The organism is Streptomyces malachitofuscus, assembly GCF_055571035.1.
This window is the reverse complement of record NZ_JBVIGA010000005.1, coordinates 129,666-154,519: the sequence shown is the minus strand read 5'-3', so window position 1 is coordinate 154,519 and position 24,854 is coordinate 129,666. Positions and strand designations below refer to the sequence as shown.

Below are 24,854 nucleotides of genomic sequence, written 5' to 3'. Positions count from 1 at the left end.
CCCGGTAGCGTGAGCCGACGATTCACAAGGTCCCCCATTGGTAGGAGTCCCGGTGACGCAGAGTGGACAGGGCGAGGAGCCCTCGGCGCGCCCCGCGCGCGAAGGCATCGTGCTGCCCTCCGACGGTGGTGAGCCCCTGCTGCCGGGCATGACGGCCGGACCGGTCGCGCCGGGCGGCGGCGCGGAGGGCCGGCCCTCCGCCGGAGGCTTCCCCGCCTCGGCCCCGCCCGGCGGCCAGACCTGGGGCACGCCGTGGGGCCCCGACCAGCAGAACCCGGGACCGCCGGCGGGCCAGGACTGGACGTCCCCGTCCGACGGCGGCCCGTGGGGCACGCCCGAAGGGTCCTCCTGGGACGACCGGAACGCTCCCCGGGGCGGCGCCCAGGGCGCCGGCCCGCTGCCGCCCGAGAACGCCCCGGCCCGGCCCGACCCGGGCTACGGCACCCACCCGGGCGCGGACCCCTCGTCGGCCGGGCATGGTTCCGGCGGTGCGTACGGCGCCGATGCCTCGTCTCTGGGGCATGGTGCGGGCGGTGCGTACGGCGCCGGTCCTTCGTCGGCCGGGCATGGTTCCGGCGGCTCGTACGGCGCCGGTCCTTCGTCCGTCGGGCATGGTTCCGGCGGTGCGTACGGCGCCGATGCCTCGTCTCTGGGGCATGGTGCGGGCGGTGCGTACGGCGCCGGTCCTTCGTCCGTCGGGCACGGTTCCGGCGGCTCGTACGGCGCGGACGCGTCGGCCGGGCACGGCGGGCACCCCCCGTACGGTTCCGGCGCCGGTTACGGTGACCGGCCCGGCGGGCACGGCGCTTCGGCCCCGCTGCCGCCTGGCGCCGACCACTCCGGCCACGGCCCGCACGGCGCCGGACACGGCGCTCCCGCCCCGCACGCGTACGGCTCCCCGGCCGGTGGCGTGCCCGACGGGCCGGAGGGGGCCACCCAGTTCCTGCCGCCGGTGCCCGCGGGCGGCGCCGACGAGGGGGCGACGCAGTACATACCCCCGGTGGGCCCGGGCGCGCTGCCGCCCGAGATGCCCGCCACGCACGACTCCGAGGCCACCCGGTACCTGGGGCTCCCTCCGCAGGACGCACCCGGCGCGGGCACCCCGGACGCCGAGGCCACGCAGTACATCGCCCCCGTGACCGACCAGCCCCCCGGGCAGCCGTACGGCGCCCCCGCCCCGCCGGCCGGCGAGGGCAACCGGCAGCCCCCCGCCGAGTTCGACAACCTCTTCCGCAGTGACGACGGCGGCCCGGCCGGGTCCACCCAGCAGCTTCCGCGCGTGGAGTACGGCGGGCCCGCGCCGGCCGCACCCGCCCCGCGCCCGGCCGCACCGGCCGGCAGCGGCAGGGGCGGACGCGGCGGCGGCTCCGGCACCCGCATACCGGTCATCGCGGCGGTGGGCATCGGCATCGCCGTCCTCGGCGTCGGCGCGGGCGCCCTGCTCGGCAGCGGCGGCGGTGACGACGACAGCGGCAACCAGACCGTGTCCGCCACCGCGCCCGCGACCGAGGAGGCGTCTCCCTCGCCGTCCGTGGACCCCGCCCGTGAGCAGGCCGTGGAGCTGGACAAGCTGCTGGCCGACAGCGGTGCCAGCCGCACCGCCGTGATCAACGCGGTCGCCGATGTGAAGGCCTGCCGCGACCTCGGCGCGGCCGCCAAGGACCTGCGGGACGCGGCCGGGCAGCGCAGCCGGCTGGTGACCGACCTCTCCGCCCTCTCCGTGGACAAGCTGCCGGAGCACCAGGCCCTGACCAGCGCCCTCACCAAGGCGTGGCAGGCGTCCGCCTCGGCCGACAACCACTACGCGGCCTGGGCCGACCAGGTGGCCGGTGCCAAGGGCAAGTTCTGCAAGAAGGGTCAGGCCCGCGCGACCAAGCAGACCCAGGCGGGCAACCGGGCCAGCGGCACCGCGACCACGGAGAAGGGCAGGGCGGCGCAGCTGTGGAACACGATCGCCAAGCAGTACGGCCTGACCGAACGGCAGCCGACCCAGCTCTGACCGGCCCCGGAGGGCCGGCGGCCGTCACAGGTCCGCGTTCCGCAGGGTCTTCGTCACATCGGTGAAGCCCTTGCGGGCCGCGACCAGCCGGCCGTTCTCGACCACCTGCAGGGTCACGTGCGCGTTGACCAGCCGGGGGAAGCCGACGGCGGCCAGCTCGTCCTGGAACTTCCACTGCAGGGTGGGTGTGAGCCCGCCCGTGTCGGCCTTCAGCCCGCCGTCCAGCGCCCCGCTCACCGTGTCGGCGGTCACCGCGCCGTCGCCGAGCGACTCGACGGCCTGACGGAACACGGTGTAGGCGATCCACGTGGTCTGCACCCCGGCGTCGGCCGGGTCGATCCGGTTGTCGCCGAACGCCTCCTGCTCGATCACCTTCTTCATCCCGTTCCAGCGGGCGTCGTTCGCCGCCGGGTACCAGCCGGTGACGTACGAGCCCTCGTACGGCCCCGACGCCCCGCCGGACGCGTCCACGGTCGTCTGGTCGACGCTGCCCAGCACGGTCGCCGTGCGCACGTCGGGGTGGTCGGCGCGGGCCCGCCGGAAGGAGTCCATGAAGATGCCCGTGCGGTCGCCGAGCGCGGGTACGACACAGCCCTGCTCGCCGGGGACGGCGGTCGCCCGCCGCAGGGCACGGTCCACCTGGTGCTGGTAGGAGGTGGCGGTCTCCGCGGCGCGCTGGTCGCCGGTGGACTCGTGCCCGCCCGCCCGCAGGCCCGAGTCGAGCAGCGGGGGCAGCTGGTCGCCCGCGATGCTGTCGGGCCGGATCAGGGTGACCGGACCGCAGGTGTCGGCGAGGGTGCGGCCCAGCCCGGCCAGCAGCGCCGGCTGGCCTCCGTTGACGGGGTAGGACAGAGGGCTGGTGAACTCGTCGTTGGTGATGCCGTAGCCGCCGATGTACGGGATGCCGGCGCTCTCCAGGGTGGGCAGGAACGCGTCGGCGTACTGGCTGTAGGAGCCGACGACCGCGACGGCCTCCTCCTCGACGGCGCGCCGGGCGCACCGCGAGGCGGTCACGGCGTCGTTCTTCTCGTTGCAGGTCAGCACGTTCAGCCGGCGCCCGTCGATACCGCCCTGAGCGTTGATCCAGCGGGCGTACGCCTGGGCGAACGCGGGCATTCCGGGCTTGTTGGTGGCACCGGTGTTCTCGGGCGCCCAGGTCATCACGGTGATGGTGTCGTCCCCGGAGCCCCCCGTGGCACCGGGGACGATCCCGCACCCGGCGGCGAGCGACGCGCACGCCGCCAGGGCGCCCGCGGTCAGGGCGCTGGCCCGGACGGGCCGGGTGAGGAGGCGGGGGAGGAAGGTGCTGCGGGTCTGTCGCCTGCCGGTCATGCTCCCGCACGATTCCGCCACACGGCCAACCGCCGAGTGACCTTGGGTCAACGCATGGTGACGGGGAGGTGAATTGCGGGGTCCCCTGCCGCCCGTGGGACACGGAAACGTACGATCGACGACCGTGCAAGGTTCGGAGAACTCTTCCCGTCGCGGCCGTCGCTCCTCCACCATGGGCGGCATGCCACTCAACGACATGCCATGGTGGCGCTGGCGCAGCAATGTGCGCTCCGCGCTGCACATGCTCTCCGACCCGGGTTTCCAGCGGGACGTCTGGCTGGCCGGCGTGCCCGGCTACGGGGACGTCACCGACGCCGTCTACCGGCTGGTCGAGGACACCTGGCTGGACAACTGGTCCGCCGAGAAGTACGTCGGAACGATCTTCCGCGACTCCCAGGAGGCGGCGCTCGTCGACACCGCGGTGCTGCGCGTGCTGCGGATCATGCACCAGGTCGGGCCCGACGCGCCGGTGACCGCGTACCTCGAGAACGAGGGATGGCCGGAGGCGGTGCGGGCCGCGAGGGACGCCCATGTGCGGATGGCGACCAGCGACGGCGAGGACCCCGACGCCCCGCCGAGCACCCTCGAGGTGCTGCGGATCCTGACCCGGTCCGCCTAGCGGGACGGTCGGCCGGGCGCGACGCCGCGTGTGGGACCCTTTTCTGCATGAGCGAGCAGTCCACCCGAGCCGCGGCACCGGCCGACCAGTACGTTCTCACCCTGTTCTGCCCCGACAAGCAGGGCATCGTGCACGCCGTGTCGAGCTATCTGTTCATGACCGGCTGCAACATCGAGGACAGTCAGCAGTTCGGTGACCACGACACGGGACTGTTCTTCATGCGCGTCCACTTCTCCGCGGACGCCCCGGTGACCGTGGAGAAGCTGCGGGCGAGCTTCGCCGCGATCGGTGACTCCTTCCAGATGGACTGGCAGATCAACCGGGCCGACGAGAAGATGCGGATCCTGCTCATGGTCAGCAGGTTCGGGCACTGTCTGAACGACCTGCTGTTCCGCGCGCGGACCGGGGCACTGCCCGTGGAGATCGCCGGAGTGGTGTCCAATCACACCGATTTCGCCGAGCTGGTGGCTTCGTACAACATTCCCTTCCACCACATTCCGGTGCCGAAGGACGGCAAGCCGGAGGCCGAGGCCAGGCTGCTGGAGATCGTGCGCGAGGAGAAGGTCGAACTCGTCGTCCTCGCCCGCTACATGCAGGTGCTCTCCGACGACCTGTGCAAGCAGCTCTCCGGGCGGATCATCAACATCCACCACTCCTTCCTGCCGAGCTTCAAGGGCGCGAAGCCGTACCACCAGGCGCACATGCGGGGCGTGAAGCTCATCGGCGCGACCGCGCACTATGTCACCGCCGACCTCGACGAGGGCCCGATCATCGAGCAGGAGGTCGAGCGGGTGGGCCACGACGTCACCCCCGAGGGGCTGGTCGCGGTCGGGCGGGACGTGGAGTGCCAGGCGCTGGCGCGGGCGGTGAAGTGGCACGCGGAGCGGAGGATTCTGCTCAACGGCCGCAGGACTGTGGTTTTCGCGTAGGGGCCGGGGGTTCTGTTTCGTCGGCGGCTGCGGGCAGTCGGTGGCTGGTCGCGCCCACGCGGCGGAGCCGCACATCGATACAGCCCCGCGCCCCTGAGGTGGGTTCACTGGACCCACGTGAAAGGGGCGCGGGGAACTGCGCGAACGGCTCCCACCGGCCCGCAGCCGCCGACGAAACGCAACCCCCTACATACGGCTCATGCTCGCCGCGGCGAACAGCACGTCCCTGATCGCCTCGCGGTCACCGACCTGACCCGCCGCCGCCTCCCGCGGAGCGACATGGCCCGCCGCGAGCCTGCAGAACTCCGCGCCGTCGAGGGCGACATGGGCCACCTCGTGCTCGGCGGAGCCCTTCGCCGCGGGTGAGTCCAGCGGGATCAGCCACTCCCCGCCCCCGGATCCCTCGATCTCCAGCCGCAGGCTGCGTCCGGGCTCGCCTGCGGCGACCAGACGGCGTTCGACGGGGGCGGCCAGTCCGTGCAGCCGACGGTGTTCCAGCACGGCGGGGAGCATCCGTGCGGCGAGGTCGACCATGCGGTGCAGATGCCGTCCGGAGGGCGGCTCGTAGGGGTAGTCCACCGCCTCGGCGATGTCCTCCGCGTGCACCCAGCACTCGAAGGCGCGGTCCAGCATCGCGTCGTGCAGCGGCAGTTCGAAGTCGCCGTACGGCACGGTCATCCGCCCGGTCCCGCTGCCCGTGAACGACACCGTCCGTACGAGCGCGTGGCTCTGCTCGCGCCAGGGCCCGCGGACGGAGCGGGTGGGCGGGAAGTGGGCGGCCCGCCAGTAGGCCTCGGTCCGGTCCGACGGGGTGGGCCGGGCGGGTGCGACGTCACCGAGCGGGTCGTCCAGGCCGAGGGCGACCGCGACCAGCCCGTCGACCGTCAGCAGATGCGCGATCACCCCGGCGACGGTGGTGCGGCGGGTGCTCGCCTCGTCGGCTTCGTACCAGCGCAGCCGCACCGGCGCGTGCCACTCGGAGTCGCCGAAGTCCTGGAGCAGCGCGTCCAGCCGCGCGCTCTCGGCGTCGTAGCCGGCCGCCCACTCCGGTACGGGGATGCGCGCCGGGCGCCGTTCCAGACAGGAGTCGAGGACGCGGGAGCGCAGGCCGGGGTCCAGGTCGAGGCTCTCGGGCCGGTGGAGCAGGCCGACCGCCTCGCGCAACCGCAGCGCCTCGTCCGCGCAGGGTCCGCAGTCGCCCAGGTGCTCCTCCACGGCCTCCGCCTCCGCGGGCGCGCACGCGGCCAGTGCCCAGGCGCCCAGCAGCGACTTCAACACCTGGTGCTCCAGCACGAGGGTCGTACCGTCCGGCCCGTTCGCGGCGCGGTGCTCGTCGGTCACGCGGCACCCCCGATTCCGGGCGGGGCGCCCGGGGCCTCGGTGTCGTGGGCGGTGGCCAGCAGCTGCAGGCCGAGGCGGAGCCGGCGGCGGGCCTCGTCGTCGGTGACGCCGAGATCGACGGCGGTCTGGTGGTAGTCCCGGCGCTGGAAGTAGGCCAGTTCGAGGGCGGCCCGCAGGGGCGCCGGCATGGACTGGACGATGTAGTCGGCGCGGGCGGCCACCGAGGCGTGCCGCACCTTGCGCTCCAATTCCTCCGGGGTGCCGAGGCCGCCCCGGGCGAGCGCCGCGGTCTCGGTGGTGCGCAGCCGCTGCACGGCCAGCCGGTTGGTCAGCGCGGCGAGCCAGCTGCGCAGCGTGCCCTGCTTGGGATCGTAGGAGTCCGGGTGCTCCCAGACGTGTGCGAAGACGTCGCGGGTGATGCCGTCGGCCGCGTGTTCGTCGCCGACGACGCGGTGGGCGAGGCCGTGGACGAGGGAGGCGAACCGGTCGTAGAGCTCTCCGAGCGCGGCCGCCTCCCCGCGCGCCAGCCGCTGCTGCATCTTGCGGTCCCAGCGGGGCGGTACGTCCCTTTTCGGCATGCGGCCCCTCACCCCCTGTTCCTCCCCCGGAACCCCGGGCCGGTCGGTGCGCGGGGTCGGCGTGTGGCCGGCGACCCCATGAATGTAGTCGGCATGAACGAGGGCGCACGCCCCTTTATGGCAATGTGCGCCCCCGACGGAGCCGCAGGTGGTATGGGGCCGCCGGGGCACGTCGGACGTGGTTCGGGCCACGCCTACCCCTCCTCACGCCGATCGGAACCGATCGAATCGGATCGAAGACGACTAGAACAAGCCCTTTCTGTTCGGAAATCGTTTCCGGGGCCGTGTTTCAGGGAACGGCCGGTGGGCAGCCGCGCTGCAAGGAAGCGTAGGTACTGCTTCCGTTTTCGTGAGCGAGGGGCGTGGTGGTGACCTTCAAAGTGACCGATCAAGAGCACGGCGAGTGGGCCGTGCTCCGGGTGTCGGGCGAGCTGGATCTGGTGACGTCCCCGGTGCTGCGCCAGCGGGTGCACGACGTGGTGGCCGAGGGCCGGCACAGCCTCGTCCTCGATCTCTCCGAGGTGTGGTTCTGCGACTCCAGCGGGGTGGGCGTGCTCATAGCCTCCCGCCGTCTGCTGCGCTCCTGTCAGGGCAGCCTGCGGCTGATCCTCCCCGCGCGGGGGGCCGCCGACGGCAGCCACGTCAACAAGGTGCTCGGCGCCCTCGGTGTCCGCCGCCTCTTCGAGATCCACCCGGACGTCCCGTCCGCGGTCGACGAGGACTCCCGTCCGCTGTCGGCCTGATCCCCGCCGGCCGGCCGGCGCGCGCCGGGGCACCGCTCACACGTGTCACACGGTTGTCCCGTTATTCCCCCGGTCTTGGTCCAGGCGCCGTTTTCGGGCTCCCCGACGGCCTCCCACCACGTACGCTCCCTGCGAGACGACCCCACTGACCTAAGGCGGCCTGAAAGAGACATGGTCACCAGCGAGTACGAGCGCAGGATCGCGGCACGGTTCGCCCTCTTCGACCAGGACGGCAACGGTTACATCGACCGCGAGGACTTCAGCGGAGCGGCCAAGGCGCTGCTCGCCGAGTTCGGCACCGCCGCCCGCTCCGACCGGGGCCAGGCCCTGTACATCGGCGCCGAGGCGTTCTGGCAGGGCATGGCGGGCATCGCGGACCGGGACGGCGACCAGCGCATCACGCGCGAGGAGTTCGTGAACGGCGCCGTCAAGCGGCTGCGGGACAACCCGGACCGGTTCGCCGAGATCGCCCGTCCCTTCCTGCACGCGGTGCTCGCCGTCGCCGACACCGCCGGCGACGACGCGGTCGGCGTCGAGAACACCGCCCGCGTGCTCAAGGTGCTCGGCCTCGCCGAGGACCTCGCCGCGACGGTCGCCGCCACGCTGGACACCGACGGCGACGGCAGGATCGACGAGGAGGAGATCGTCCGGGCCTTCGCCCGCTACTTCACCGTCCCCGAGTGACGCGCCCCGCGAGGATGTCGCGGATCGTGGCATTTCCGTGATCACGGAGCGTTGAGGCGGACTTTGTGTCCTTCGCGTGACTCGTCACGGCCCGGAGTCGGACGTCCGCTCCGGTACCTTGTGTGGGATGCGAGTCGTTGTGAGCACGCACCGCGGCGGAGTCGCCCCCGAGGCGACTCCGTCTCCGCTGGTGCCTGCGGTTGCTCGCCGGGTGTCCGGGCCTTCTGCCGACGCCTGTTCGACCTCCCGCCGCGAGCGTCGCACAGTATGCCGCACGGGTACTCCTTCGCGCTGGAATATGCCCGAAGCGCTTGTTGGCGTGACTGTACGTCAACCATGCTGTCCCATAAGGGATTCACGTTCCGTGACTCCTGCCCGGGCCATTGTTCTGGCCATGCAGAAAATGGCTACGATCGTGGCTCTCGTGAGGCGCGAGTCCAAGTGTCCGCCGGTTCGGATGGTGTGAGCGGTGCAGGTGCTTCAAGTGCAGTTGGAGATCCGGCCCGACCCCGCTGAGGTGGGACGGGCCCGGCGGTGGGCACGCTCACGGCTGGCCGGGTCCGGCATAGGGGTCGACGAACCACTGGCCGAGACGCTGATCCTGCTCGTCTCGGAGCTCGTCACCAACGCCGTGGTGCACACCGGCTGTCCGGCCGTGCTGCGGCTCTCCCTGCCGGACGCGGAGGCGGCCGAGGAGGCCATCGTCCGCCTGGAGGTGGCCGACCGCAGCGACCGGGCACCGGTGCCGCGCTGCGTGGACGGCGAGTCGACCGGCGGGCGCGGGCTCGCCCTTGTGGACGGCCTGGCCGACCGCTGGGGCTGGAGCGCCGAGGGTGCCGGCAAGCGCATCTGGTGCGAGCTGGACCGCTGCGTGGGGGGATCCGAGGCCGCGCCGGCCTGTGGCGGGGGAGTCACGGCGTACGACGGGCTGGCCTACGAGGCGGTGTGAGTACACCCCGGTGTACGGGGGCACGGTGAGCCGGCCGTGCGGGGTGACGGCCGGGCCGGTGCGCCGGGTGTGCTTCCGTGCGCGGTCCCCGCAAACAGGGCGTATGTCGCATCCAGCCCCTTCTCACCCGAATCGGTGTTGACGCGTCGTGACCGGTTGATCACGCTGTTCGTCAGCGATTCGCCGCGAGGGGACGACGAGGGCCCGACGACGGGAGCCCTCGGCGAGTGTGGGTCGTGATGCGGCGTCGGTCCCCCCGGGGCCGGGGGGAACCCGGACGGGGCGCCGGAGCCGAAGAGCGGTGCGGCGCTGCCGTGCTCGGGGTGGACAGCGCCGCACCGCCACAGGGTCGCCCCGGTTGTCCACAGGGTGTGGACAATTATCCGCTCATCCCGCGGCTATCCGCTCATCTCGTGGCCGACGCCGCCACCGGCCCGTCCTGCCGCCCCCCGGCCGCCCGGAAGGTCCGCCGGTACGCCGTCGGGGTCACCCCCAGCGCCGCCTGGAGGTGCTGCCGCATCGACTGCGCCGTCCCGAACCCGGCGTCCCGCGCCACCTGGTCCACGGAGAGATCGGTGGACTCCAGCAGCTGCCGGGCCCGTTCCACCCGCTGGCGCGTCAGCCACTGCCCCGGACTCACCCCGGCCTCCTCCCGGAAACGGCGGGTGAAGGTGCGGACCGACATCGCCTCCCGCGCGGCCAGGTCCCGCAGCTGGATCGGCTCGTGCAGCCGGCCGAGGGCCCATGCGCGGGCGGCGCTCGTCGACGCCTGCTGCGCGTCGGGCACCGGCCGCTGGATGTACTGCGCCTGCCCGCCGTCCCGGTGCGGCGGCACGACCGTCCGCCGGGCCACGTCGTTGGCCACCTCGGCGCCGTGGTCGCGCCGCACCATGTGCAGGCACAGGTCGATCCCGGCCGCGACGCCCGCCGACGTCAGGATGTCGCCGTCGTCGATGTACAGCACGTCCGGGTCGACCTCGACGCGCGGGAAGAGCCGCTGGAGGCGCTCGGCGTCCGCCCAGTGCGTGGTCGCGCGGCGCCCGTCGAGGTGGCCAGCGGCGGCGAGGACGTAGACACCGGTGCAGATGGACGCGATCCGGGTGCCGGGCCGGATCAGGGCGAGGGCGGCGGCCAGTTCGCCGGTCAGCTCGCCGCGCTCGTAGACCGGGCCGAGTTCGTAGGAGGCCGGGATGATCACCGTGTCGGCGGTGGCGAGGGCCTCGGGGCCGTGGGCGACGTCGATCGTGAAGTCGGCGTCGGTCTCGACCGGGCCGGGTGGCCGGACCGAGCAGGTGACGACCTCGTACAGCCGCCGCCCCCTGCCGTCACGCGGGCGGCCGAAGATGCGGTGCGGAATGCCCGTCTCGAAGGGCAGCAGGCCGTCGAGGGCGAGCACGACGACCCGGTGGGGCCGGACGTCGCCGGACGGGGGCGCGGACGGGGGCGCGGACTGGACCGGATCCATGGCCCGATCCTAGCGAATGCTGTCCTTCGGGCCACTCGATGTGAGGGCCCGCCGCACCGGAAGCTCTATGGCGTGACCCAGACAAGCGAGACAGCCGCCGTCGTGGAGCCGCCCGCGGGCGGCCGCAAGCCCGCCCGCACCCGTGTGCACCGCGCGTGGTTCGTCGCCGCCGTCACGTTCGTGACGATCATCGGCGCCGCCGCCTTCCGTTCCGTGCCGGGCCTGTTCATCGACCCGCTGCACGAGGAGTTCGGCTGGTCGCGCGGCACGATCGGCGCGGCGGTCTCCGTGAACCTCGCGCTGTACGGGCTCACCGCGCCCTTCGCGGCCGCGCTGATGGACCGGTACGGCATCCGCCGGGTGGTCGCGGCCGCCCTCACCGTGATCGCGCTCGGCTCGGGCCTGACGGTGTGGATGACCGCGGCCTGGCAACTGATGCTGTGCTGGGGCCTGCTGGTCGGTCTCGGCTCCGGTTCGATGGCGCTGGCCTTCGCCGCGACCGTCACCAACCGCTGGTTCACCGAACGCCGGGGCCTGGTCACCGGCATCCTCACCGCCGCGTCCGCCTCCGGGCAGCTGATCTTCCTGCCCGTGCTGTCCTGGATCGTCGACCGGCACGACTGGCGCCCGGCGGCCGTCACCGTGGCCCTCGCCGCCCTCGCGGTGGTTCCCTTCGTCTGGCTGCTGCTGCACGACCACCCGGCCGACGTGGGGCAGAAGCCGTACGGGGCCAAGGAGTTCGTGCCCAAGCCCGCACCCGTGCCGGGGGCCGCCCGGCGGGCGGTGACCGTGCTGTTCTCGGCGGTGCGGACCGGGCCCTTCTGGCTGCTCGCCGGCACCTTCGCGATCTGCGGTGCCTCGACGAACGGGCTGATCCAGACCCACTTCGTGCCGGCCTCCCACGACCACGGTATGCCGATCACCACCGCGGCGTCGCTGCTGGCCGTCATCGGGGTCTTCGACGTCGTCGGAACGGTGGCCTCGGGGTGGTTCACCGACCGGTTCGACTCACGGCGGCTGCTGGCCGTGTACTACGCGCTGCGCGGGGTCTCGCTGCTGTTCCTGCCGCTGCTGCTGGGGCCGAGCGTGCATCCGCCGATGCTGTTCTTCATCGTGTTCTACGGGCTGGACTGGGTCGCCACCGTGCCGCCGACGCTGGCGCTGTGCCGGGAGCACTACGGGGACGACAGCCCGATCGTCTTCGGCTGGGTGCTCGCCTCCCATCAGGTGGGGGCGGCCGTGGTGGCCTTCGCGGGCGGTGTCGCCCGGGACGTGTTCGGGTCGTACGACGTGGTCTGGTACGCGTCGGGCGCGCTGTGCGCGGCGGCGGCGCTGATGGCGCTGGTGATCAGGAAGCGGCCGGCCGCGCCGCTCGCGGTGGCGTGACCGGTCGCGCTCACCTCCGCGTGACCGGTCGCGCTCACATCCGGGGGAGGCGGGAGGCCTCTCCCGTGCGGGCGATCGCCTTCGCCATGCGCTGTGCGTCCAGGGCCAGTTCACGGAGGTTGCCGCTGATCGGGTTCGTGTACCCCGTGAAGTGCAGGCCCGGAGCATGGGGCGCGGTACGGGGGCCGTGGACCACGGGTCTGCCGCGCTCGTCGAGGACGTCGAGTCCGCCGACCAGCTTCTCCAGCCCTCGCGTGTAACCCGTGGCCGCGACGACCACCTCCGGAGCGATGCGCTCACCGTCCGCCAGGACGACCCGCCCCTCCTCGAACCCCTCCACCGCCGCGACGACCTCGACCGTCCCCTTGCGTACGGCGTCGATCAGACCGACGTCCTGCACGGGGATGGCCCCCTCCCGCACCCGGGTGTAGAGACCCGCGTCGGGCCGGGGCAGACCCTGCGCCGACAGGTCCGGCAGCGCCACCCGCGCCTGGACCCGGGACAGCCGGTCGACGAGACCGACCGGCAGCCGCCGCACCAGGATCCCCGAGTACTGCGCGGGCCACCCCGCGGTCGAGCGGCGCACGATGTGCGGCGGGGTGCGCACCGCCAGCCGTACGCGCGAGGCGCCGCCCTCCACGAGGTCCACGGCGATCTCGGCACCCGTGTTGCCGACGCCCACGACGAGCACGTCCCGGCCGGCGTAGGGCTTCGGCTCGCGGTAGGCGGACGCGTGCAGGAACTCACCGGTGTACGTGTCCCGTCCGGGCCAGTCGGGGACGCGCGGGGTGTGGTTGTAGCCCGTGGCGACGACGACCGCCGCGCCGGTCAGCTCCCGGCCCCCGGTGGCGTGCAGCAGCCAGCCCCTGTGGTCGGGGGCGCGCTCGATCCGGGAGACCTCGACACCGGTGACGATCTCCAGACGGTGGTGCTCGGCGTACTTCTCCAGGTACCGGACCACGTCGTCCCGGGCCACCCACCGCCCGAACCGGCGCGGCATCGGGAGCCCGGGCAGGGCGGACATCCGCCGGGTGGTGTGCAGGCGCAGCCGGTCGTAGTGGCGCCGCCAGGAGTCGCCGACGTGGTCGGACCGTTCCAGGACGACGGCCCGTATTCCCCGCGCGCGCAGGGCGTGTGCGGCGGCCAGTCCGCCCGGTCCGCCGCCGATGACGTAGACGGGGCGGTCCGCCGGGGTCGGTGCGGTGGGCTGCGCGGATGCGGAGGATCCGGGGGCGTCGGACGGGTCGGAGACGTCGGTCATGAGCGCGAGCGTAATCCGGCACCTGGTTGATGGGTATCGGTCAAGACCGGAATTGGTTGCGGATCGATCACGCCTGTGGGAATCGCGCGCTTGCATGTGCGGCGGGGGGCGGCGTGAGACGCGCCGTGCGCCGACGTCTCCCCCCGGAGGCTCCGCCCCGGACCCCCGGCCCTTGCCCACCCACCACCCGACTCGGTGGGGTGAGAGGTGGGCGTCTCCTGGGCGCTCTGCCCCCCGGACCCCCGGGGCTTGTGTCCGCCCGCCACCCGGCTCGGTGGGTTGGGAGGCGGGCGTCTTTCAGGGGCTTCGTCCCGGGCCTTCGGTCTGTGTCCGCCCATGACCTGGCTCGGGTGGGTCGAGAGGTGGGCGTCTCCGGGGGGCTCTGCCCCCCGGACCCCCGGGGCTTGTGTCCGCCCGCCACCCGGCTCGGTGGGTTGGGAGGTGGCTCCTTCCAAGGGCTCCGCCCTCGGGCGTCCCCGGGGCTCCGGGGTGGTCCCGGGCTCAGGGCCACAGCAGGTCCCTCGTCCAGGCCTCCGCCTCCCGCCGGTAGCGCAGGCGGATGTGGCGGCGGTCGGGGTCGCCCTGGAAGAACTCCACCTCGTCCGGGCGGAGGCGGTACATGGTCCAGGACGGGGCCGGGGTATCCGGCGCGCCGCGGGCCTGCTGCCAGGCGGCTTCCGAGGCGTGGGCCAGTTCCTCCGGCGAGGCGAGGACCTCGCTCTGCCGGCCGGTCAGGGCGGCGGCCAGCGCCCCGGTGGAGCGGGCGTGCAGGTCCGCCTGGGCCTCCTCGGCCGGGGCGACGCCGACGGGCCCGCGCACACGTACCTGGCGGCCCAGCACCGGCCAGTAGAAGGCCAGCGCGGCGTACGGGCGGCCGGCGAGGTGGCCGCCCTTGCGGCTGTGCGCGTGGGTCGCGAAGGACCAGCCCTTCTCGTCCGCGCCGCGCAGCATCACGATCCGCACGTCCGGCAGGCCCTCCGCGTCCGCCGTTGCCAGCGACATGGTGTGCGGCTCGGCCTGCCCGGCCACCGCCGCCTCCGCCAGCCACCGGGCGAACAGCGGCAGCGGCGCGGCGGGCGCGGCGTCCGGATCGAGGGGCGGCAGGTCGGTGACCGCCGGGTCCCACACCCGCAGGGACCTCAGCAGCTCGTGGAGATCGGGTTCCATGCCGCGATTGTCGTGCGTCCGGCCCGGTCAGATCGACCCGAGGTCCGAGGACACCCACCGCTCGGGCCGCATCCGCACGATGACCTGCTCGCCGTGGTTCTTCCAGGCGAAGTCGACGTACCCCTCGACCTTGTCGGCCGGCAGATAGCGGGCGGAGATCTCCCGGAGCAGCTCGATCGTGGCCGGGGTGGTGTCGATCACCGGGCCCTCGACGGAGACGTAGCGGATCGTGGGTTCGAGGCGGTCCACCAGGAGCGAGAACCGTCCCGCCGCGCCGATCAGCCGGTTCTTGCGCGAGTCGAGGCCGGTGATGATCCACACGTCGCCGCCGGGCGCGTACTGGTACCAGATCGGCACGGTGAGCGGGGCGCGGCCGTCCCCCGCGTCCACCGCGAGCGCGGCGACATGGGGTTCGGCCAGGAAGGCCTCACGCTCTTCGCGGTTCAGGGCCATGGCGGGTTCCTCCTGCGACGTCTGCGTCGGGTGCTCGGGCATGCGCTTCCGCCGACTCCAACACCGGCCGGGCGGCGGCATGTTCCTCCGCACGTCCCGGGCGACGCGACGGGCGGCGGTCCACCGAGTGGGCCGCCGCCCGTATGACAGGAATCGCGGGTGCGCGCGGGACGTGTGCGCCGTCGGCCGGCTACTTCGTCGGCTTTCTGCCGGTGACCCCCAGGTGCACCAACAGCGCCAGGTTGGGTTTGAGCTCCGCCTGCTTCACGCCCCAGGAGGAGAAACCTTTCTGGTGTGAGGCGACGGCCGCGAGCATGGCGACCAGGGAGCCCGCGATCGCGCCGGGGTTCACGTCCTTGTCGATCCGTCCCTTGGCCTGCAACTCGGCGACGGAGTCGGCCAGTGAGGTGTTCACCGAGTTCAGGACCTTCATGCGGATCTTGTAGAAACGCTTGTCGCCCTCGGCCGCGCCGAGGTCCACGACCCGCAGGATCGCGTCGTGGCGCCGCCAGAACTCCAGGAAGCCGTCGACGAGTTCCTGGGCGGTCTGCCAGCCGGCCCGCCCGGCCCAGGAGCGGCCCTCCACCAGTTCCGTCAACCCGCCGCTCTCGGCCGCCATTTCCTCGGCGAGCTCCAGAACGGCGCCCTCGACGTCCGGGAAGTACTGGTAGAAGGTCGCCGGCGAAGTCCCCGCGCGGCGGGCCACATCGATGACTTTGACATCCCGGTAGGGGGAGGAGCTGAGCATCTCGCTGAGGCAGTCGAGCAGCTTCTGCCGGGTCGCCTGCCCACGCCGGCCGGCCACGCGGCCGTCGACGGTACGCACTTGTCCTGTCATGCCGTCAGCTTACCGACGGGTGATCCGAGCGCGATTCGGCCGACTGCAAATGGGGTGCGCGGGTGCGGGAACGCTGGTGTGCCTGGTCTGCGGGGTGCGGCCGGCGCCGTTAGTTTGGCGGCATGGCCGAAAACAGGGCATCGGAGTACTCGGAGGGCACCCCGTGCTGGGTGGACGCGCAGCTTCCCGACGTGGCGGCGGGCAAGCGGTTCTACGGTGAGCTCTTCGGGTGGACCTTCGAGGATCAGCCGCAGGGCGGCGTGCGGGCGCTGAAGGACGGGGATCCCGTCGCCTCCCTGGCGCACAAGACGGACGGCCGGCTGCCCACGGTGTGGACGGTGTCCTTCGCCACCCCGGACGCCGAGGCGCTGTGCGGGCGGATCCGCGCGGGCGGCGGGCAGGTCGTCTCCCCGCCACTGCCCTTCGGCGACCTGGGCCTCACGGCGCTGGTCACCGACCCCGAGGGCGCCGTGTTCGCCCTGTGGCAGGGGGCGCGGACCCCCGGCTTCGGCCGCCGGCACGAGCCGGGCACCTTCACCTGGGTGCAGCTCTACACCCGGGACACGGAGACCGCGAACACCTTCTACGGCGACCTCTTCCACGACGCCCTGTTCGGCCCGGACGCGGACCCCGACTTCGGCCGGGCGCCGGTGTCCGACGTCTTCGCCGCCGAGATGCCGCCCCACTTCCTCGTCCACTTCGCCGTCGAGGACCTTCAGGCCGGTCTGGCGGAGGTGGCCCGGCTCGGCGGGAGGGTGCAGGTTCCGCCCTTCGAGACGTCCTACGGCACGGCGGCCGTGGTCACCGACAATCAGGGGGCGTCCTTCGCGCTGCTGCGCCGTTGAGCCATTTCCGCCCCTCGTTTCGTATGTCAACCTGGACACCCGATTTGTCGGCCGGTTCGCAACCGGGGCGCCGGACAGGAAGAATCGGGGTGCGTGCCGCCACGGCGGTGCGGTGGTGAGACGCTGCACTACGGTCGCGCACAGGTGGCGGCGCGACGCGTACGGGGAGGTGGCAGGCAAGTGGTGGATCAGCTGACGCAGCACGATCCGCGGCGTATCGGGCCGTTCGAGGTGCTGGGGCGGCTGGGAGCCGGCGGCATGGGGCTGGTCTATCTCGCGCGCTCGGCGTCCGGCCGGCGGGTGGCGATCAAGACGGTGCGGACCGAACTGGCCGAGGACCAGCTCTTCCGTGTCCGCTTCACGCGCGAGGTGGAGGCGGCCCGCGCGGTCTCCGGTTTCTACACGGCGGCCGTCGTGGACGCCGACCCGCGCGCCGCCGTGCCGTGGCTGGCCACCGCGTACGTCCCCGCGCCCTCGCTCGAGGAGATAGTGAACGAGTGCGGGCCGCTGCCGGCCCAGGCGGTGCGCTGGCTCGCGGCGGGCGTCGCGGAGGCGCTCCAGTCGATCCACGGCGCCGGACTGGTCCACCGCGACCTCAAGCCCTCCAACGTCCTCGTCGTCGAGGACGGCCCCCGGGTGATCGACTTCGGTATCGCGTCCGGCGTCTCGAACACCCGTCTGACGATGACGAACGTCGCCGTCGGCACCCCCGCCTACATGTCCCCGGAGCAGGCCAAGGACTCCCGCAGCGTCACCGGTGCCAGCGACGTCTTCTCGCTCGGCTCGATGCTGGTCTTCGCCGCCACCGGCCACCCGCCCTTCCACGGCGCCAACCCGGTCGAGACCGTCTTCATGCTGCTGCGTGAGGGCCCGGACCTCGACGGCCTCCCGGAGGAGCTGCGTCCGCTCATCGAGGCCTGTATGCAGATGGAGGCCACGGCCCGGCCCAACCCCGCCGACCTCCAGGCCCAGCTCGCCCCGCACCTCTTCGGTTCCGGGTCCGACGACAGCGGTACGGCGTCGGCCTGGCTGCCCGAGCGGGCGGTGAGCCTGATCGAGGCCCGCCGCGGCGGACGCCCGGCGCCCAAGCCCGCGCACGGGTCCGGCCGCAGCGCCGGCGGCGCCCGTCCCCACGTGCCGCCCCCGCCCCCGCACGACCCCGTCGTCCCGCCGCCCCCGTCCAGGCCCGGGCCGGTCCCGGTGGGCGCCCCCGACACCGGCCCGGTACGGCTGGCCGGCGCCATGGTCCCCATCGGCCCCGGCCCGCGCGTCGCCGACGCGCGCGCGGCCGCCGCCAAGGCACCGCCGCCCGCGGCCGCCCTGGCCGCCAGCTGGTCCAAGCCCCGCCCCGGCGTCAACGGCGCCGACCCTGCCGTACCGGCGCCCGCCGCGGCGCCGGAGCACCCCAGCGGCTGGCGTCCGTGGCGCTTCCGCATGTCCAACGACGTCTGGGGCACCCCGGCCGTCGACGGCGACCTCGTCTACGTGACCTCCTTCGAGGTGCACGCCCTGGACGTCGCCACCGGGCGGCGCCGCTTCAAGACCCGGGACGTCGCCTGGTCGATGGCGGTCGCCGACGGCCGTATCCACGCCTCCGACGGCCCCACCCTCTTCGCCCTCGACGCCCGTGAGGGCGGCGACCTGTGGCGGCTGTCCACGGACGCCTGGGTGTACTCCCTCAAGGCCGACCGCGGCACCGTCGTCACCGGCACCCGCGGCGGCGGCGTCCAGGCGTGGGAGGCGTCGACCGGGCAGAAGCTGTGGGAGGTCACCGGCTGCCAGACCGACTTCGAGTCCCCGGAGGCCGGACCGTCCGTCCACGACGGCACCGTCTACGTCTGGCAGGACGCCCGGCTGCGGGCCCTGGACGCCCGCACCGGCGACGAGCGCTGGTCGTACCCCATCGGCGACGCGGCCTCGTGCGGCGGCGTGCCGGTCCGCCTCACCCACGCCCCCGACGGATACGTCTACGTCTCCGCCGGCACCCGCGTCCTCGCCCTGGAGGCCGCCTCCGGGCACGTCCGCTGGCACTTCGAGGCCCCGGCGGTCTTCCTGTGCCCGCCCACCTTCGTCCCGGGCCCCGCGGTGACCGGCGGCGGGGTGTACCTCGCCGACTACCTCGGCACGGTCTACGCCCTCGACGCCACCGACGGCCGCGACCGCTGGCGCATCGCCACCGAGTCCCGCGCCTCGATCGAACCGGTCCTGGTCGCCGCCGGCCACGTCCACGTGGGCAGTGGCAAGGGGCTGTACACCCTGGACGCGGTGACGGGCACGCCCAAGTGGCGCTTCCAGTCCGGCGGCGAGATCGTCGGCGCCCCCGCGGTGGCCGAGGGCCGCATCCACTTCGGCTCCAGCGACCACCTGCTGTACACCCTGAAGGCCGACGACGGCCGCCTGAGATGGAAGCTGGCGACCGGCGGCGAGATCACCGGCTCCCCGGTGGTCCGGGACGGCGTGGTGTACGCGTGCAGCAAGGACCGCTGTGTGTACGCGCTGGACGCGGAGAAGGGAACCGGCACGGCCCGCACCGCATAGGCGGGACGGCCGTCGTGCCGGTCGCACGGAAGGGGCGTCGGACGGCGGCCGCCGCTGTGGGGAGCGGCCCGGTCACCGCTCTCAGGGCAGACGCTACGCCGGGTACGCGACGGTCGCCAGATGGTGTCATGCTCATGACATAAGGCTCGCCGGCGCCCGCCGGCCTCCGGACACACGTCGGCCGCGACGGCTTCCCCTCCGAGCCGTCGCGGCCGATCCCCGTGCGGGAAGGACGGCTACTTGCCGCCGTCGAGGTCCAGGGCCGGCGGAGCCGGTGCGTGGTTGTCCATCGTGCGGATGTCGCCGTCCGCCGGCGGGGCCGGTGCGTGGTTGTCCATCGTGCGGATGTCGCCGTCCGCCGGCGGGGCGGGCGCGTGGTTGTCCATCGTGGTGATCTCTTCGTCCTGCTTCTTCTCGGCGTCGCTCATGTGGGCCTCTCCCCGTGTGCGAGTGATGTCTCGGGTCGTCCTCGTCCGGCAACTCCCCCGCGGGCCGCCGGACGAGGACGGTGCGGGACTCACCCTAGGAGGAGAGCCCCGCCGACCCGTCTGCCCCCCGACACGACGGATCGGTGGGCACACCCTTGCAGGGAGCCATAAACGTTCGCTGAACGTCCTGGAAAGGGGCTGCTCAGGCCGCGGATGCCGGACTGATCCGGGCCCGTACCCCGTCGGCCTCCGCAGCGCCGGTCTGCTCGTACAAGGCCAGGGCCTCACGCCAGCAGGCCCGCGCACGGTCCACCTGGGCCAGCGCGTCGAGCGACTCACCCAGCGTCGTCAGGACGTTGGCCCGCATCCGGTCGCCGCCGATGCAGCCGACGGCGAGCGCCTGCTCGGCGTGCTGAGCCGCACTGGCGGGCAGCCGGGCGGCCAAGTAGGCCTGGGCGATGCGGAAGTGGGTCGTTCCCTCCCAGAGCCGCTGCCGGTTCGTCCGGAAGATCCGCAGCGCCTCGGTGAGTTCCGTGAGTGCCTCGGTGGCCCGCCCGGCCGCGGTGTGGGCCAGCCCCAGGGCATAACGGGCGTTGGCGAGGCGGAGCGTCAGTCCCAGCCGGTCGTAGATGCGGATGCCCTCCTGCGCGAGCCGTATGGCATGCGCGGTGTTGCCCATGGCCAGGTGGACGCGGGAGAGGTTGCACAGGGCGCTCGCCTCGAGGGGGGCGTTGCCGTCGCTCCGCGAGCCGTCGATGGCCGCCAGGAGGTGTTCCTCCGCGTCGCTGTTGCGCCCCTGGATCAACGCGATGATGCCGCGGTCGTTGCCGGCCCAGTAGAGCGGGATGAAGTCCCCGGCCGCCTGTGCCAGCTCAACGGCCCGGCTCGCCTCCTCCTCGGCCTCGTCGTACCGGCCGGCGACCAGGTGCACATTGATCAGTGCCGTACGCGCTCTTCCTTCGGCCCTGCGGTCCCCTGCCGCCTGTGCCGCCTTCACGGCGGCGACCACGGCGGATTCGTACTGCTTGGAGTTGGCTCCCGATTCGCCCAGGTCCTTGGCGGCCCACAACAGGTCGATGCCACGGCGCAGCCGGCTGCCCGAGCAGGCCTGCCGTGCGCTGGAGAGAAGGGGGTTGGCCTCCGAGTACAGCCAGTCGAGGGCGTCCTGCCGTTCGCCGAACCGCAGTCCGTCGTACCGGGTCGGTTCGAGGCCGTCGATGAGCCGGTCGCCCGGACGCTCGACCGCGTACACCCCCGCCGTCGTCGCCAGATAGAAGTCCAGCAACCGGGACAGCGCCGACTCCCTCTCGGCCGGCGGCTGTTCGTCCCGTTCGGCGCACGCACGCGCGTAGAGCCGCACCAGATCATGGAAGCGGTACCGGCCCGGCGCCGCCGACTCCAGCAGGGACGTGTCGACCAGGGACTCCAGCAGGTCCTCCGTGTCCTCCGGAGGGAGGTCCAGCACCGCCGCCGCGGCGGCGAGGGAGATGTCCGGGCCGTCCGCGAGCCCCAGCAGGCGGAAGGCGCGGGCCTGGGCGGGCTCCAGCTGCCCGTAGCCCAGCTCGAACGTGGCCTTGACGGCCAGGTCGCCCGCCTGGAGTTCGTCCAGACGGCGGCGTTCGTCGGCGAGCTTGGCCGCCAGGACCGAGACCGTCCACGTCCTCCTCGCCGCCAGGCGGGACGCGGCGATGCGGATCGCCAGCGGCAGGAAACCGCACGCCGCCACGACGTCCAGGGCCGCCTCGCGCTCCGCGGCGACACGCTCCTCGCCGACGATCTTCGTGAAGAGCGCCAGTGCCTCCTCCGGCGACATCACGTCCAGGTCGACCAGATGGGCCCCGGCCAGATCCACCATCCGCACCCGGGAGGTCACCAGCGCCGCGCAGCCCTCCGTACCGGGCAGCAGGGGGCGCACCTGCGCCGCGTCGCGCGCGTTGTCCAGCAGGACCAGGACCCTGCGGCCGTCCAGGGCCGAGCGGTACAGGGCCGCCCGCTCCTCCAGGGTGTCCGGGATCGCCGAGTCCGCCGTGCCGAGGGCGCGCAGGAAGGAGCCCAGGACCGTCTCCGGTTCCGCGGCCCGCGCACCGGCGCCCTGGAGGTCGACGTAGAGCTGGCCGTCGGGGAAGGCCGTGCGGGCCTGGTGGGCCACGTGGACCGCGAGGGTCGTCTTGCCGACGCCGCCGATGCCGGCCAGCGCCGACACCGCCATCACCCGGCCCTCGTCGCCGGACGCCGACGCCAGTACGTCGCTGAGCTCCCGTACGAAGGACGCGCGGCCGGTGAAGTCCGGCACCGTCGCCGGGAGCTGGGCGGGGCGGACGGGAGCCGCCGACGGCTCCGCGATCGGGGCGGACGGCTCCGCCAGGCCCGGGTCGGCCCGCAGGATGCGCTGCTGGAGTTCCTGGAGTCCCGGGCGCGGGTCCACGCCCAGTTCGTCGGCGAGCAGGCGGCGGGTGTCCGCGTACACCGCGAGGGCCTCCGCCTGGCGGCCGCTGCGGTAGAGGGCGAGCATCAGCAGCTCGCGCAGGCGCTCACGCAGCGGGTGCGCGGCCGTGAGCGCCGTGAGCTCCGAGACCGCCTCGGCGTGGCAGCCCTGCTCGAGGTCCATGTCCAGGCGGGATTCCAGGAGTTGGAGACGCCACTCCTCCAGGCGGACCCGCTGGGCCTCCGCATAGGGGCCCGGCACCGCCGCCAGTGTCTCGCCGTCCCAGAGGGCCAGGGCGCGGTTGAGCACGTCGCGCGCGTGGCACAGGTCCCCGGTGTTGCGGGCCTTCTCCGCCTCCGCCGCCAGCTCCTGCGCCGCCGCCAGGTCCAGCGCCCGGTCGCCGAGCCCGCGCACCGCGTAGCCGCCGGACTCGCTGACCAGGACCCCGGGATCCAGTGCCTTCCGCAGCCGGGAGGCGTAGGTGCGCACCGCCGCCAGCGCCTGCGACGGCGGCTCCTCGCCCCACAGGGCGTCGATCAGCTCGGCCGCCGTGGCCGTACGGCCCTCGCGGAGCAACAGAGCGGCGAGCAGAGCGCGTTGCTGGGGGCTGCCGGTGGCGACCGGCTCGTCGTCGCGCCAGGCGCGCACCGGGCCGAGCACGGCGAAACGCAGCGCCCCCGGCTCCGCCGAGGAGCCAGGACGCGGCTGCTCCGGCCCTCGCGGTACACCGTCCATGCCGTCCCCCCTGTGCATCCTGAGCAACTACGCCAGTTTGCCTTCTCCTGACCGAATGCGTCAGCTCTGCGAGACGCCGATCACACGGGGAGCGGCGGGCCCCCACCGAGCCCACACATCTTCGTCCTCAACCGTCCAGATCCACCCGCACCGTCAGCAACCCCGCCCCGAAGGCCCGTACGGCCAGGCTGTTGAAGCGGGGCAGCGTGCGCAGCCGGGCCACGGGGCCGTCGTCGGGCAGCAGATGGGCGGTCCCGGTGTGCCAGCGGCCCCGGATGCGCACCCGCACCCGGGGGTCGGCCTTGATGTTGCGCACGTACTGCGACCGTTCGCCGAACTCCGACACCAGCCAGAACGAGTCGCCGACCCGCCGCCCGCCCACCGGAGTCGGCCGGGGGAGCCCGGAGACCCGTCCCGTGGTCTCGAGCAGGGTCTGGAACGGCAGCCGGCGCAGGACCGGGTTCCCGATCCGGCGCTGGAAGGCGGTGGCGGCGCGGTACTTGCGTTCGGCGTGAGAAGTCATGGTGCGCCGAGCCTACCGGCGGCCCAGGAAGACCGGGTTGGTGAAGGCGGCCAGGGCTCCGGGCAGCGGCCCGGCGGCCGCCTCGTGCCGCAACTCGGCGCGCACATAGGCGGCGTACGACGGTGTGGTCCGCCACTCCACCACCCCGGCGCCCGACACCGGCAACGGGGAGGTGGTGTGCAGTACGCCCTGGTCGGTCACCAGCCGGACCGTGCAGCGCGGGGCGCCGGTGACCTCCAGACGGACGGTGACCGGGGTGTCCTGGTCCACCCGCAGGCGCTCGCCGATGCCGGCGTGCCCGCCGCGCCCGCCGGACGCGGTGAGGGCGAGCGAGACGGCGGCGGACTCGGCGACGTAGGAACGGCCCGCGCGGATGCCGTCCAGGACCGCCTCGCGGGTCAGGCCGTCGGCGAGGACGACGGTCTGCGGGCGGCCGACGACGTCCGGGTCGCGGTGGGCGTCGCTGCCGCCCATCGCCGGGATCCAGCCGCGCCCGTCCCGCACGGACGCCACGAGCATGCCGTCCCAGTCGGCCAGCGCCACCTCGTCGTCGGGCGTGTAGGGGCCGTTCCACACCTCCACCGCGTCCACATCGCCGAAGCCGAACTTCCAGGTGCAGCCGATGCAGGTGGCGTGCGGGTGCGCCGGGACGACCAGGCCGCCCGCGCGGCGGATGTGGCGGGCGAACCGGCCGAAGCGGTTGTCACGGGCGCGGTAGCGCCAGTCGACGAAGGTGCCGGGGTCCGTGCCGATCGCCACCACGTGCCCGTTGCGGGTGGTGACCTCCTCGCCGAGCAGCACCAGCAGGTCGTCCCCGGCGGCGTCGGCCCAATGGGCGTGCGCGGAGTGGGTGTTGTGCTCGCTGCTGTTGATGAAGTCGAGGCCGGCCGCGCGGGCGAGCGCGGCGATCTCGGCGGGGGTGCGGCGCCCGTCGGAGTACCAGGAGTGCAGATGGCAGTCGCCCCGGTACCAGGCCCGCCCCCGCCCCTTCGCCCGCTCCGGCGGGTACACGGGCCGCACCGCCCGGCCCGGCTCCCCGTACGTCAGCGTCACGGTGACCTCGTACGACAGTCCCTGCGGGGCCACCGTGTACGGGCCCAGCGCGATGTGCCAGGTGCCCTCGCGCACCGGGCCGGGGAGGTAGCCGGGGGTGGCGTCGTCGGCGCGCAGGAAGAACTCCGTGCGCGCCCCGCCCGACCAGCCCCTGAAGCCCCGGCCGCCGAGCTCGGTGCCGCGTTCGTCGAAGATGCCGATGTCGAGGGCGTTTCCGGTGGTGCCGGCCGGCACGGTGGGCCGGTCGTAGGTGTAGGCGACCTTGATCTCGCGGACGCCGTCCGGCACCTCGACCGGGACGTACACGAAGTCGGGGGCGCCCGGGGAGAGGGTCCCGCGCACCGTCCTCGTCTGCCGGCGGCCGCCCTCCGCCGCGGATGCGAAGCTCACGCTCCCCCACGTGAGCGCGGCGGCGGCGCCCGTCAGGAAGACGGCGCGCCGCCCGATTCCGGCCTGATGCTCCTCGCACATGCTGCTGCTCCCAGGGTGTCGGTGATGACAGGGCTTGGGTGGTGCAGGGGTGGTGCGGTGCAACCTTTGTATTGAGCAGTGAACTCCCTTGG

21 protein-coding genes are annotated in these 24,854 nt (G+C 73.5%); 9 read left to right on the top strand and 12 right to left on the bottom strand.

The genetic code is table 11. The annotated features are described in order from the left end of the window. Positions 1–52: 52 nt before the first annotated feature. Positions 53–1,999 (top strand): hypothetical protein, encoded by a 1,947-nt coding sequence (locus ACZ44S_RS09075; protein ID WP_466926178.1) that lies wholly within the window; start codon positions 53–55, stop codon positions 1,997–1,999. 24 nt (positions 2,000–2,023) lie between these two features. Here the strand turns inward: ACZ44S_RS09075 and ACZ44S_RS09070 are convergent, their stop codons facing one another. Next, positions 2,024–3,331: an ABC transporter substrate-binding protein gene (locus tag ACZ44S_RS09070; RefSeq protein ID WP_466926175.1), complete on the bottom strand. Its 1,308-nt coding sequence runs from the start codon at positions 3,329–3,331 to the stop codon at positions 2,024–2,026. Between the two features lie 181 nt (positions 3,332–3,512). Here ACZ44S_RS09070 and ACZ44S_RS09065 point away from each other — a divergent pair, with 181 nt between their 5' ends. Continuing rightward, positions 3,513–3,950, top strand: coding sequence for an SCO4402 family protein (locus ACZ44S_RS09065; RefSeq protein WP_466926172.1), 438 nt, complete (start codon positions 3,513–3,515; stop codon positions 3,948–3,950). Between the two features lie 47 nt (positions 3,951–3,997). Continuing rightward, entirely contained in the window at positions 3,998–4,879 is an 882-nt protein-coding gene (purU, locus tag ACZ44S_RS09060) for a formyltetrahydrofolate deformylase (protein WP_466926169.1), read from the top strand. A 186-nt stretch (positions 4,880–5,065) separates the two neighbouring features. Here the strand turns inward: purU and ACZ44S_RS09055 are convergent, their stop codons facing one another. Then, positions 5,066–6,220, bottom strand: a complete 1,155-nt coding sequence (locus tag ACZ44S_RS09055) for a maleylpyruvate isomerase N-terminal domain-containing protein (protein ID WP_466926166.1) — start codon at positions 6,218–6,220, stop codon at positions 5,066–5,068. Beyond that, a complete protein-coding gene (locus ACZ44S_RS09050) occupies positions 6,217–6,798 on the bottom strand; it encodes a sigma-70 family RNA polymerase sigma factor (protein ID WP_466926163.1) in 582 nt (193 codons plus the stop codon). Before ACZ44S_RS09050 ends, ACZ44S_RS09055 begins: the two co-directional genes overlap by 4 nt. Before the next feature lie 362 nt (positions 6,799–7,160). On the opposite strand from ACZ44S_RS09050, the gene ACZ44S_RS09045 reads away from it, so the two are divergent. The 3 genes from ACZ44S_RS09045 to ACZ44S_RS09035 all read left to right on the top strand — a co-directional run bounded on the left by ACZ44S_RS09045 (position 7,161) and on the right by ACZ44S_RS09035 (position 9,174). Beyond that, positions 7,161–7,541 (top strand): STAS domain-containing protein, encoded by a 381-nt coding sequence (locus ACZ44S_RS09045; protein ID WP_466926161.1) that lies wholly within the window; start codon positions 7,161–7,163, stop codon positions 7,539–7,541. Positions 7,542–7,712: 171 nt separating this feature from the next. Further along, positions 7,713–8,225: an EF-hand domain-containing protein gene (locus ACZ44S_RS09040; RefSeq protein ID WP_466926158.1), complete on the top strand. Its 513-nt coding sequence runs from the start codon at positions 7,713–7,715 to the stop codon at positions 8,223–8,225. 484 nt (positions 8,226–8,709) lie between these two features. Further along, on the top strand, positions 8,710–9,174 hold the full coding sequence (locus ACZ44S_RS09035) for an ATP-binding protein (RefSeq protein WP_466926679.1): 465 nt from the start codon (positions 8,710–8,712) through the stop codon (positions 9,172–9,174). A gap of 406 nt (positions 9,175–9,580) precedes the next feature. Here ACZ44S_RS09035 and ACZ44S_RS09030 read toward each other — a convergent pair whose 3' ends face one another. Then, on the bottom strand, positions 9,581–10,639 hold the full coding sequence (locus tag ACZ44S_RS09030; RefSeq protein WP_466926156.1) for a GlxA family transcriptional regulator: 1,059 nt from the start codon (positions 10,637–10,639) through the stop codon (positions 9,581–9,583). A 72-nt stretch (positions 10,640–10,711) separates the two neighbouring features. Here ACZ44S_RS09030 and ACZ44S_RS09025 point away from each other — a divergent pair, with 72 nt between their 5' ends. Next, positions 10,712–12,025 carry an MFS transporter gene (locus ACZ44S_RS09025; protein WP_466926154.1) on the top strand — a complete coding sequence of 438 codons (1,314 nt, stop codon included), beginning with the start codon at positions 10,712–10,714 and terminating at the stop codon, positions 12,023–12,025. A gap of 34 nt (positions 12,026–12,059) precedes the next feature. On the opposite strand, the gene ACZ44S_RS09020 is transcribed toward ACZ44S_RS09025, so the two are convergent. The 4 genes from ACZ44S_RS09020 to ACZ44S_RS09005 form a co-directional block, all read right to left on the bottom strand. Further along, complete coding sequence (locus tag ACZ44S_RS09020; protein ID WP_466926153.1) at positions 12,060–13,286, bottom strand: flavin-containing monooxygenase; 1,227 nt, start codon at positions 13,284–13,286, stop codon at positions 12,060–12,062. A 501-nt stretch (positions 13,287–13,787) separates the two neighbouring features. Next, positions 13,788–14,453: a pyridoxine/pyridoxamine 5'-phosphate oxidase gene (locus tag ACZ44S_RS09015; protein WP_466926151.1), complete on the bottom strand. Its 666-nt coding sequence runs from the start codon at positions 14,451–14,453 to the stop codon at positions 13,788–13,790. Positions 14,454–14,480: 27 nt separating this feature from the next. Then, positions 14,481–14,906 (bottom strand): pyridoxamine 5'-phosphate oxidase family protein, encoded by a 426-nt coding sequence (locus ACZ44S_RS09010; RefSeq protein WP_466926676.1) that lies wholly within the window; start codon positions 14,904–14,906, stop codon positions 14,481–14,483. Between the two features lie 190 nt (positions 14,907–15,096). Further along, the gene (locus ACZ44S_RS09005; RefSeq protein WP_466926673.1) at positions 15,097–15,732 is read right to left on the bottom strand and encodes a TetR family transcriptional regulator; all 636 of its coding nucleotides are present in this window, start codon (positions 15,730–15,732) and stop codon (positions 15,097–15,099) included. A 134-nt stretch (positions 15,733–15,866) separates the two neighbouring features. Here ACZ44S_RS09005 and kbpA point away from each other — a divergent pair, with 134 nt between their 5' ends. Both kbpA and afsK read left to right on the top strand, forming a co-directional pair. Beyond that, positions 15,867–16,589 carry an AfsK-binding protein KbpA gene (gene kbpA, locus ACZ44S_RS09000; RefSeq protein WP_466926148.1) on the top strand — a complete coding sequence of 241 codons (723 nt, stop codon included), beginning with the start codon at positions 15,867–15,869 and terminating at the stop codon, positions 16,587–16,589. A 180-nt stretch (positions 16,590–16,769) separates the two neighbouring features. Next, positions 16,770–19,127, top strand: a complete 2,358-nt coding sequence (afsK, locus tag ACZ44S_RS08995; RefSeq protein ID WP_466926146.1) for a protein serine/threonine kinase AfsK — start codon at positions 16,770–16,772, stop codon at positions 19,125–19,127. Between the two features lie 236 nt (positions 19,128–19,363). Here afsK and afsS read toward each other — a convergent pair whose 3' ends face one another. From afsS to ACZ44S_RS08975, 4 genes are all read right to left on the bottom strand, one after another. Further along, positions 19,364–19,555 carry a regulatory protein AfsS gene (afsS, locus tag ACZ44S_RS08990; RefSeq protein WP_466926144.1) on the bottom strand — a complete coding sequence of 64 codons (192 nt, stop codon included), beginning with the start codon at positions 19,553–19,555 and terminating at the stop codon, positions 19,364–19,366. 202 nt (positions 19,556–19,757) lie between these two features. After that, positions 19,758–22,715, bottom strand: coding sequence for an SARP-family global regulator AfsR (afsR, locus tag ACZ44S_RS08985; protein WP_466926141.1), 2,958 nt, complete (start codon positions 22,713–22,715; stop codon positions 19,758–19,760). Between the two features lie 127 nt (positions 22,716–22,842). After that, on the bottom strand, positions 22,843–23,238 hold the full coding sequence (locus ACZ44S_RS08980) for a nitroreductase/quinone reductase family protein (RefSeq protein ID WP_466926138.1): 396 nt from the start codon (positions 23,236–23,238) through the stop codon (positions 22,843–22,845). Between the two features lie 12 nt (positions 23,239–23,250). Continuing rightward, a complete protein-coding gene (locus ACZ44S_RS08975; protein ID WP_466926137.1) occupies positions 23,251–24,762 on the bottom strand; it encodes a CehA/McbA family metallohydrolase in 1,512 nt (503 codons plus the stop codon). Positions 24,763–24,854: the final 92 nt, after the last annotated feature.

What these genes read in the sequence shown, in the direction of transcription:
- ACZ44S_RS09070 (WP_466926175.1), bottom strand. Translation starts at nt 3,331, where the DNA reads ATGACCGGCAGGCGACAGACCCGCAGCACCTTCCTCCCCCGCCTCCTC.
- ACZ44S_RS09065 (WP_466926172.1), top strand. Translation starts at nt 3,513, where the DNA reads ATGCCACTCAACGACATGCCATGGTGGCGCTGGCGCAGCAATGTGCGC.
- purU (WP_466926169.1), top strand. Translation starts at nt 3,998, where the DNA reads ATGAGCGAGCAGTCCACCCGAGCCGCGGCACCGGCCGACCAGTACGTT.
- ACZ44S_RS09050 (WP_466926163.1), bottom strand. Translation starts at nt 6,798, where the DNA reads ATGCCGAAAAGGGACGTACCGCCCCGCTGGGACCGCAAGATGCAGCAG.
- ACZ44S_RS09040 (WP_466926158.1), top strand. Translation starts at nt 7,713, where the DNA reads ATGGTCACCAGCGAGTACGAGCGCAGGATCGCGGCACGGTTCGCCCTC.
- ACZ44S_RS09030 (WP_466926156.1), bottom strand. Translation starts at nt 10,639, where the DNA reads ATGGATCCGGTCCAGTCCGCGCCCCCGTCCGCGCCCCCGTCCGGCGAC.
- ACZ44S_RS09020 (WP_466926153.1), bottom strand. Translation starts at nt 13,286, where the DNA reads ATGACCGACGTCTCCGACCCGTCCGACGCCCCCGGATCCTCCGCATCC.
- ACZ44S_RS09015 (WP_466926151.1), bottom strand. Translation starts at nt 14,453, where the DNA reads ATGGAACCCGATCTCCACGAGCTGCTGAGGTCCCTGCGGGTGTGGGAC.
- ACZ44S_RS09010 (WP_466926676.1), bottom strand. Translation starts at nt 14,906, where the DNA reads ATGGCCCTGAACCGCGAAGAGCGTGAGGCCTTCCTGGCCGAACCCCAT.
- kbpA (WP_466926148.1), top strand. Translation starts at nt 15,867, where the DNA reads ATGGCCGAAAACAGGGCATCGGAGTACTCGGAGGGCACCCCGTGCTGG.
- afsS (WP_466926144.1), bottom strand. Translation starts at nt 19,555, where the DNA reads ATGAGCGACGCCGAGAAGAAGCAGGACGAAGAGATCACCACGATGGAC.
- afsR (WP_466926141.1), bottom strand. Translation starts at nt 22,715, where the DNA reads ATGGACGGTGTACCGCGAGGGCCGGAGCAGCCGCGTCCTGGCTCCTCG.
- ACZ44S_RS08980 (WP_466926138.1), bottom strand. Translation starts at nt 23,238, where the DNA reads ATGACTTCTCACGCCGAACGCAAGTACCGCGCCGCCACCGCCTTCCAG.
- ACZ44S_RS08975 (WP_466926137.1), bottom strand. Translation starts at nt 24,762, where the DNA reads ATGTGCGAGGAGCATCAGGCCGGAATCGGGCGGCGCGCCGTCTTCCTG.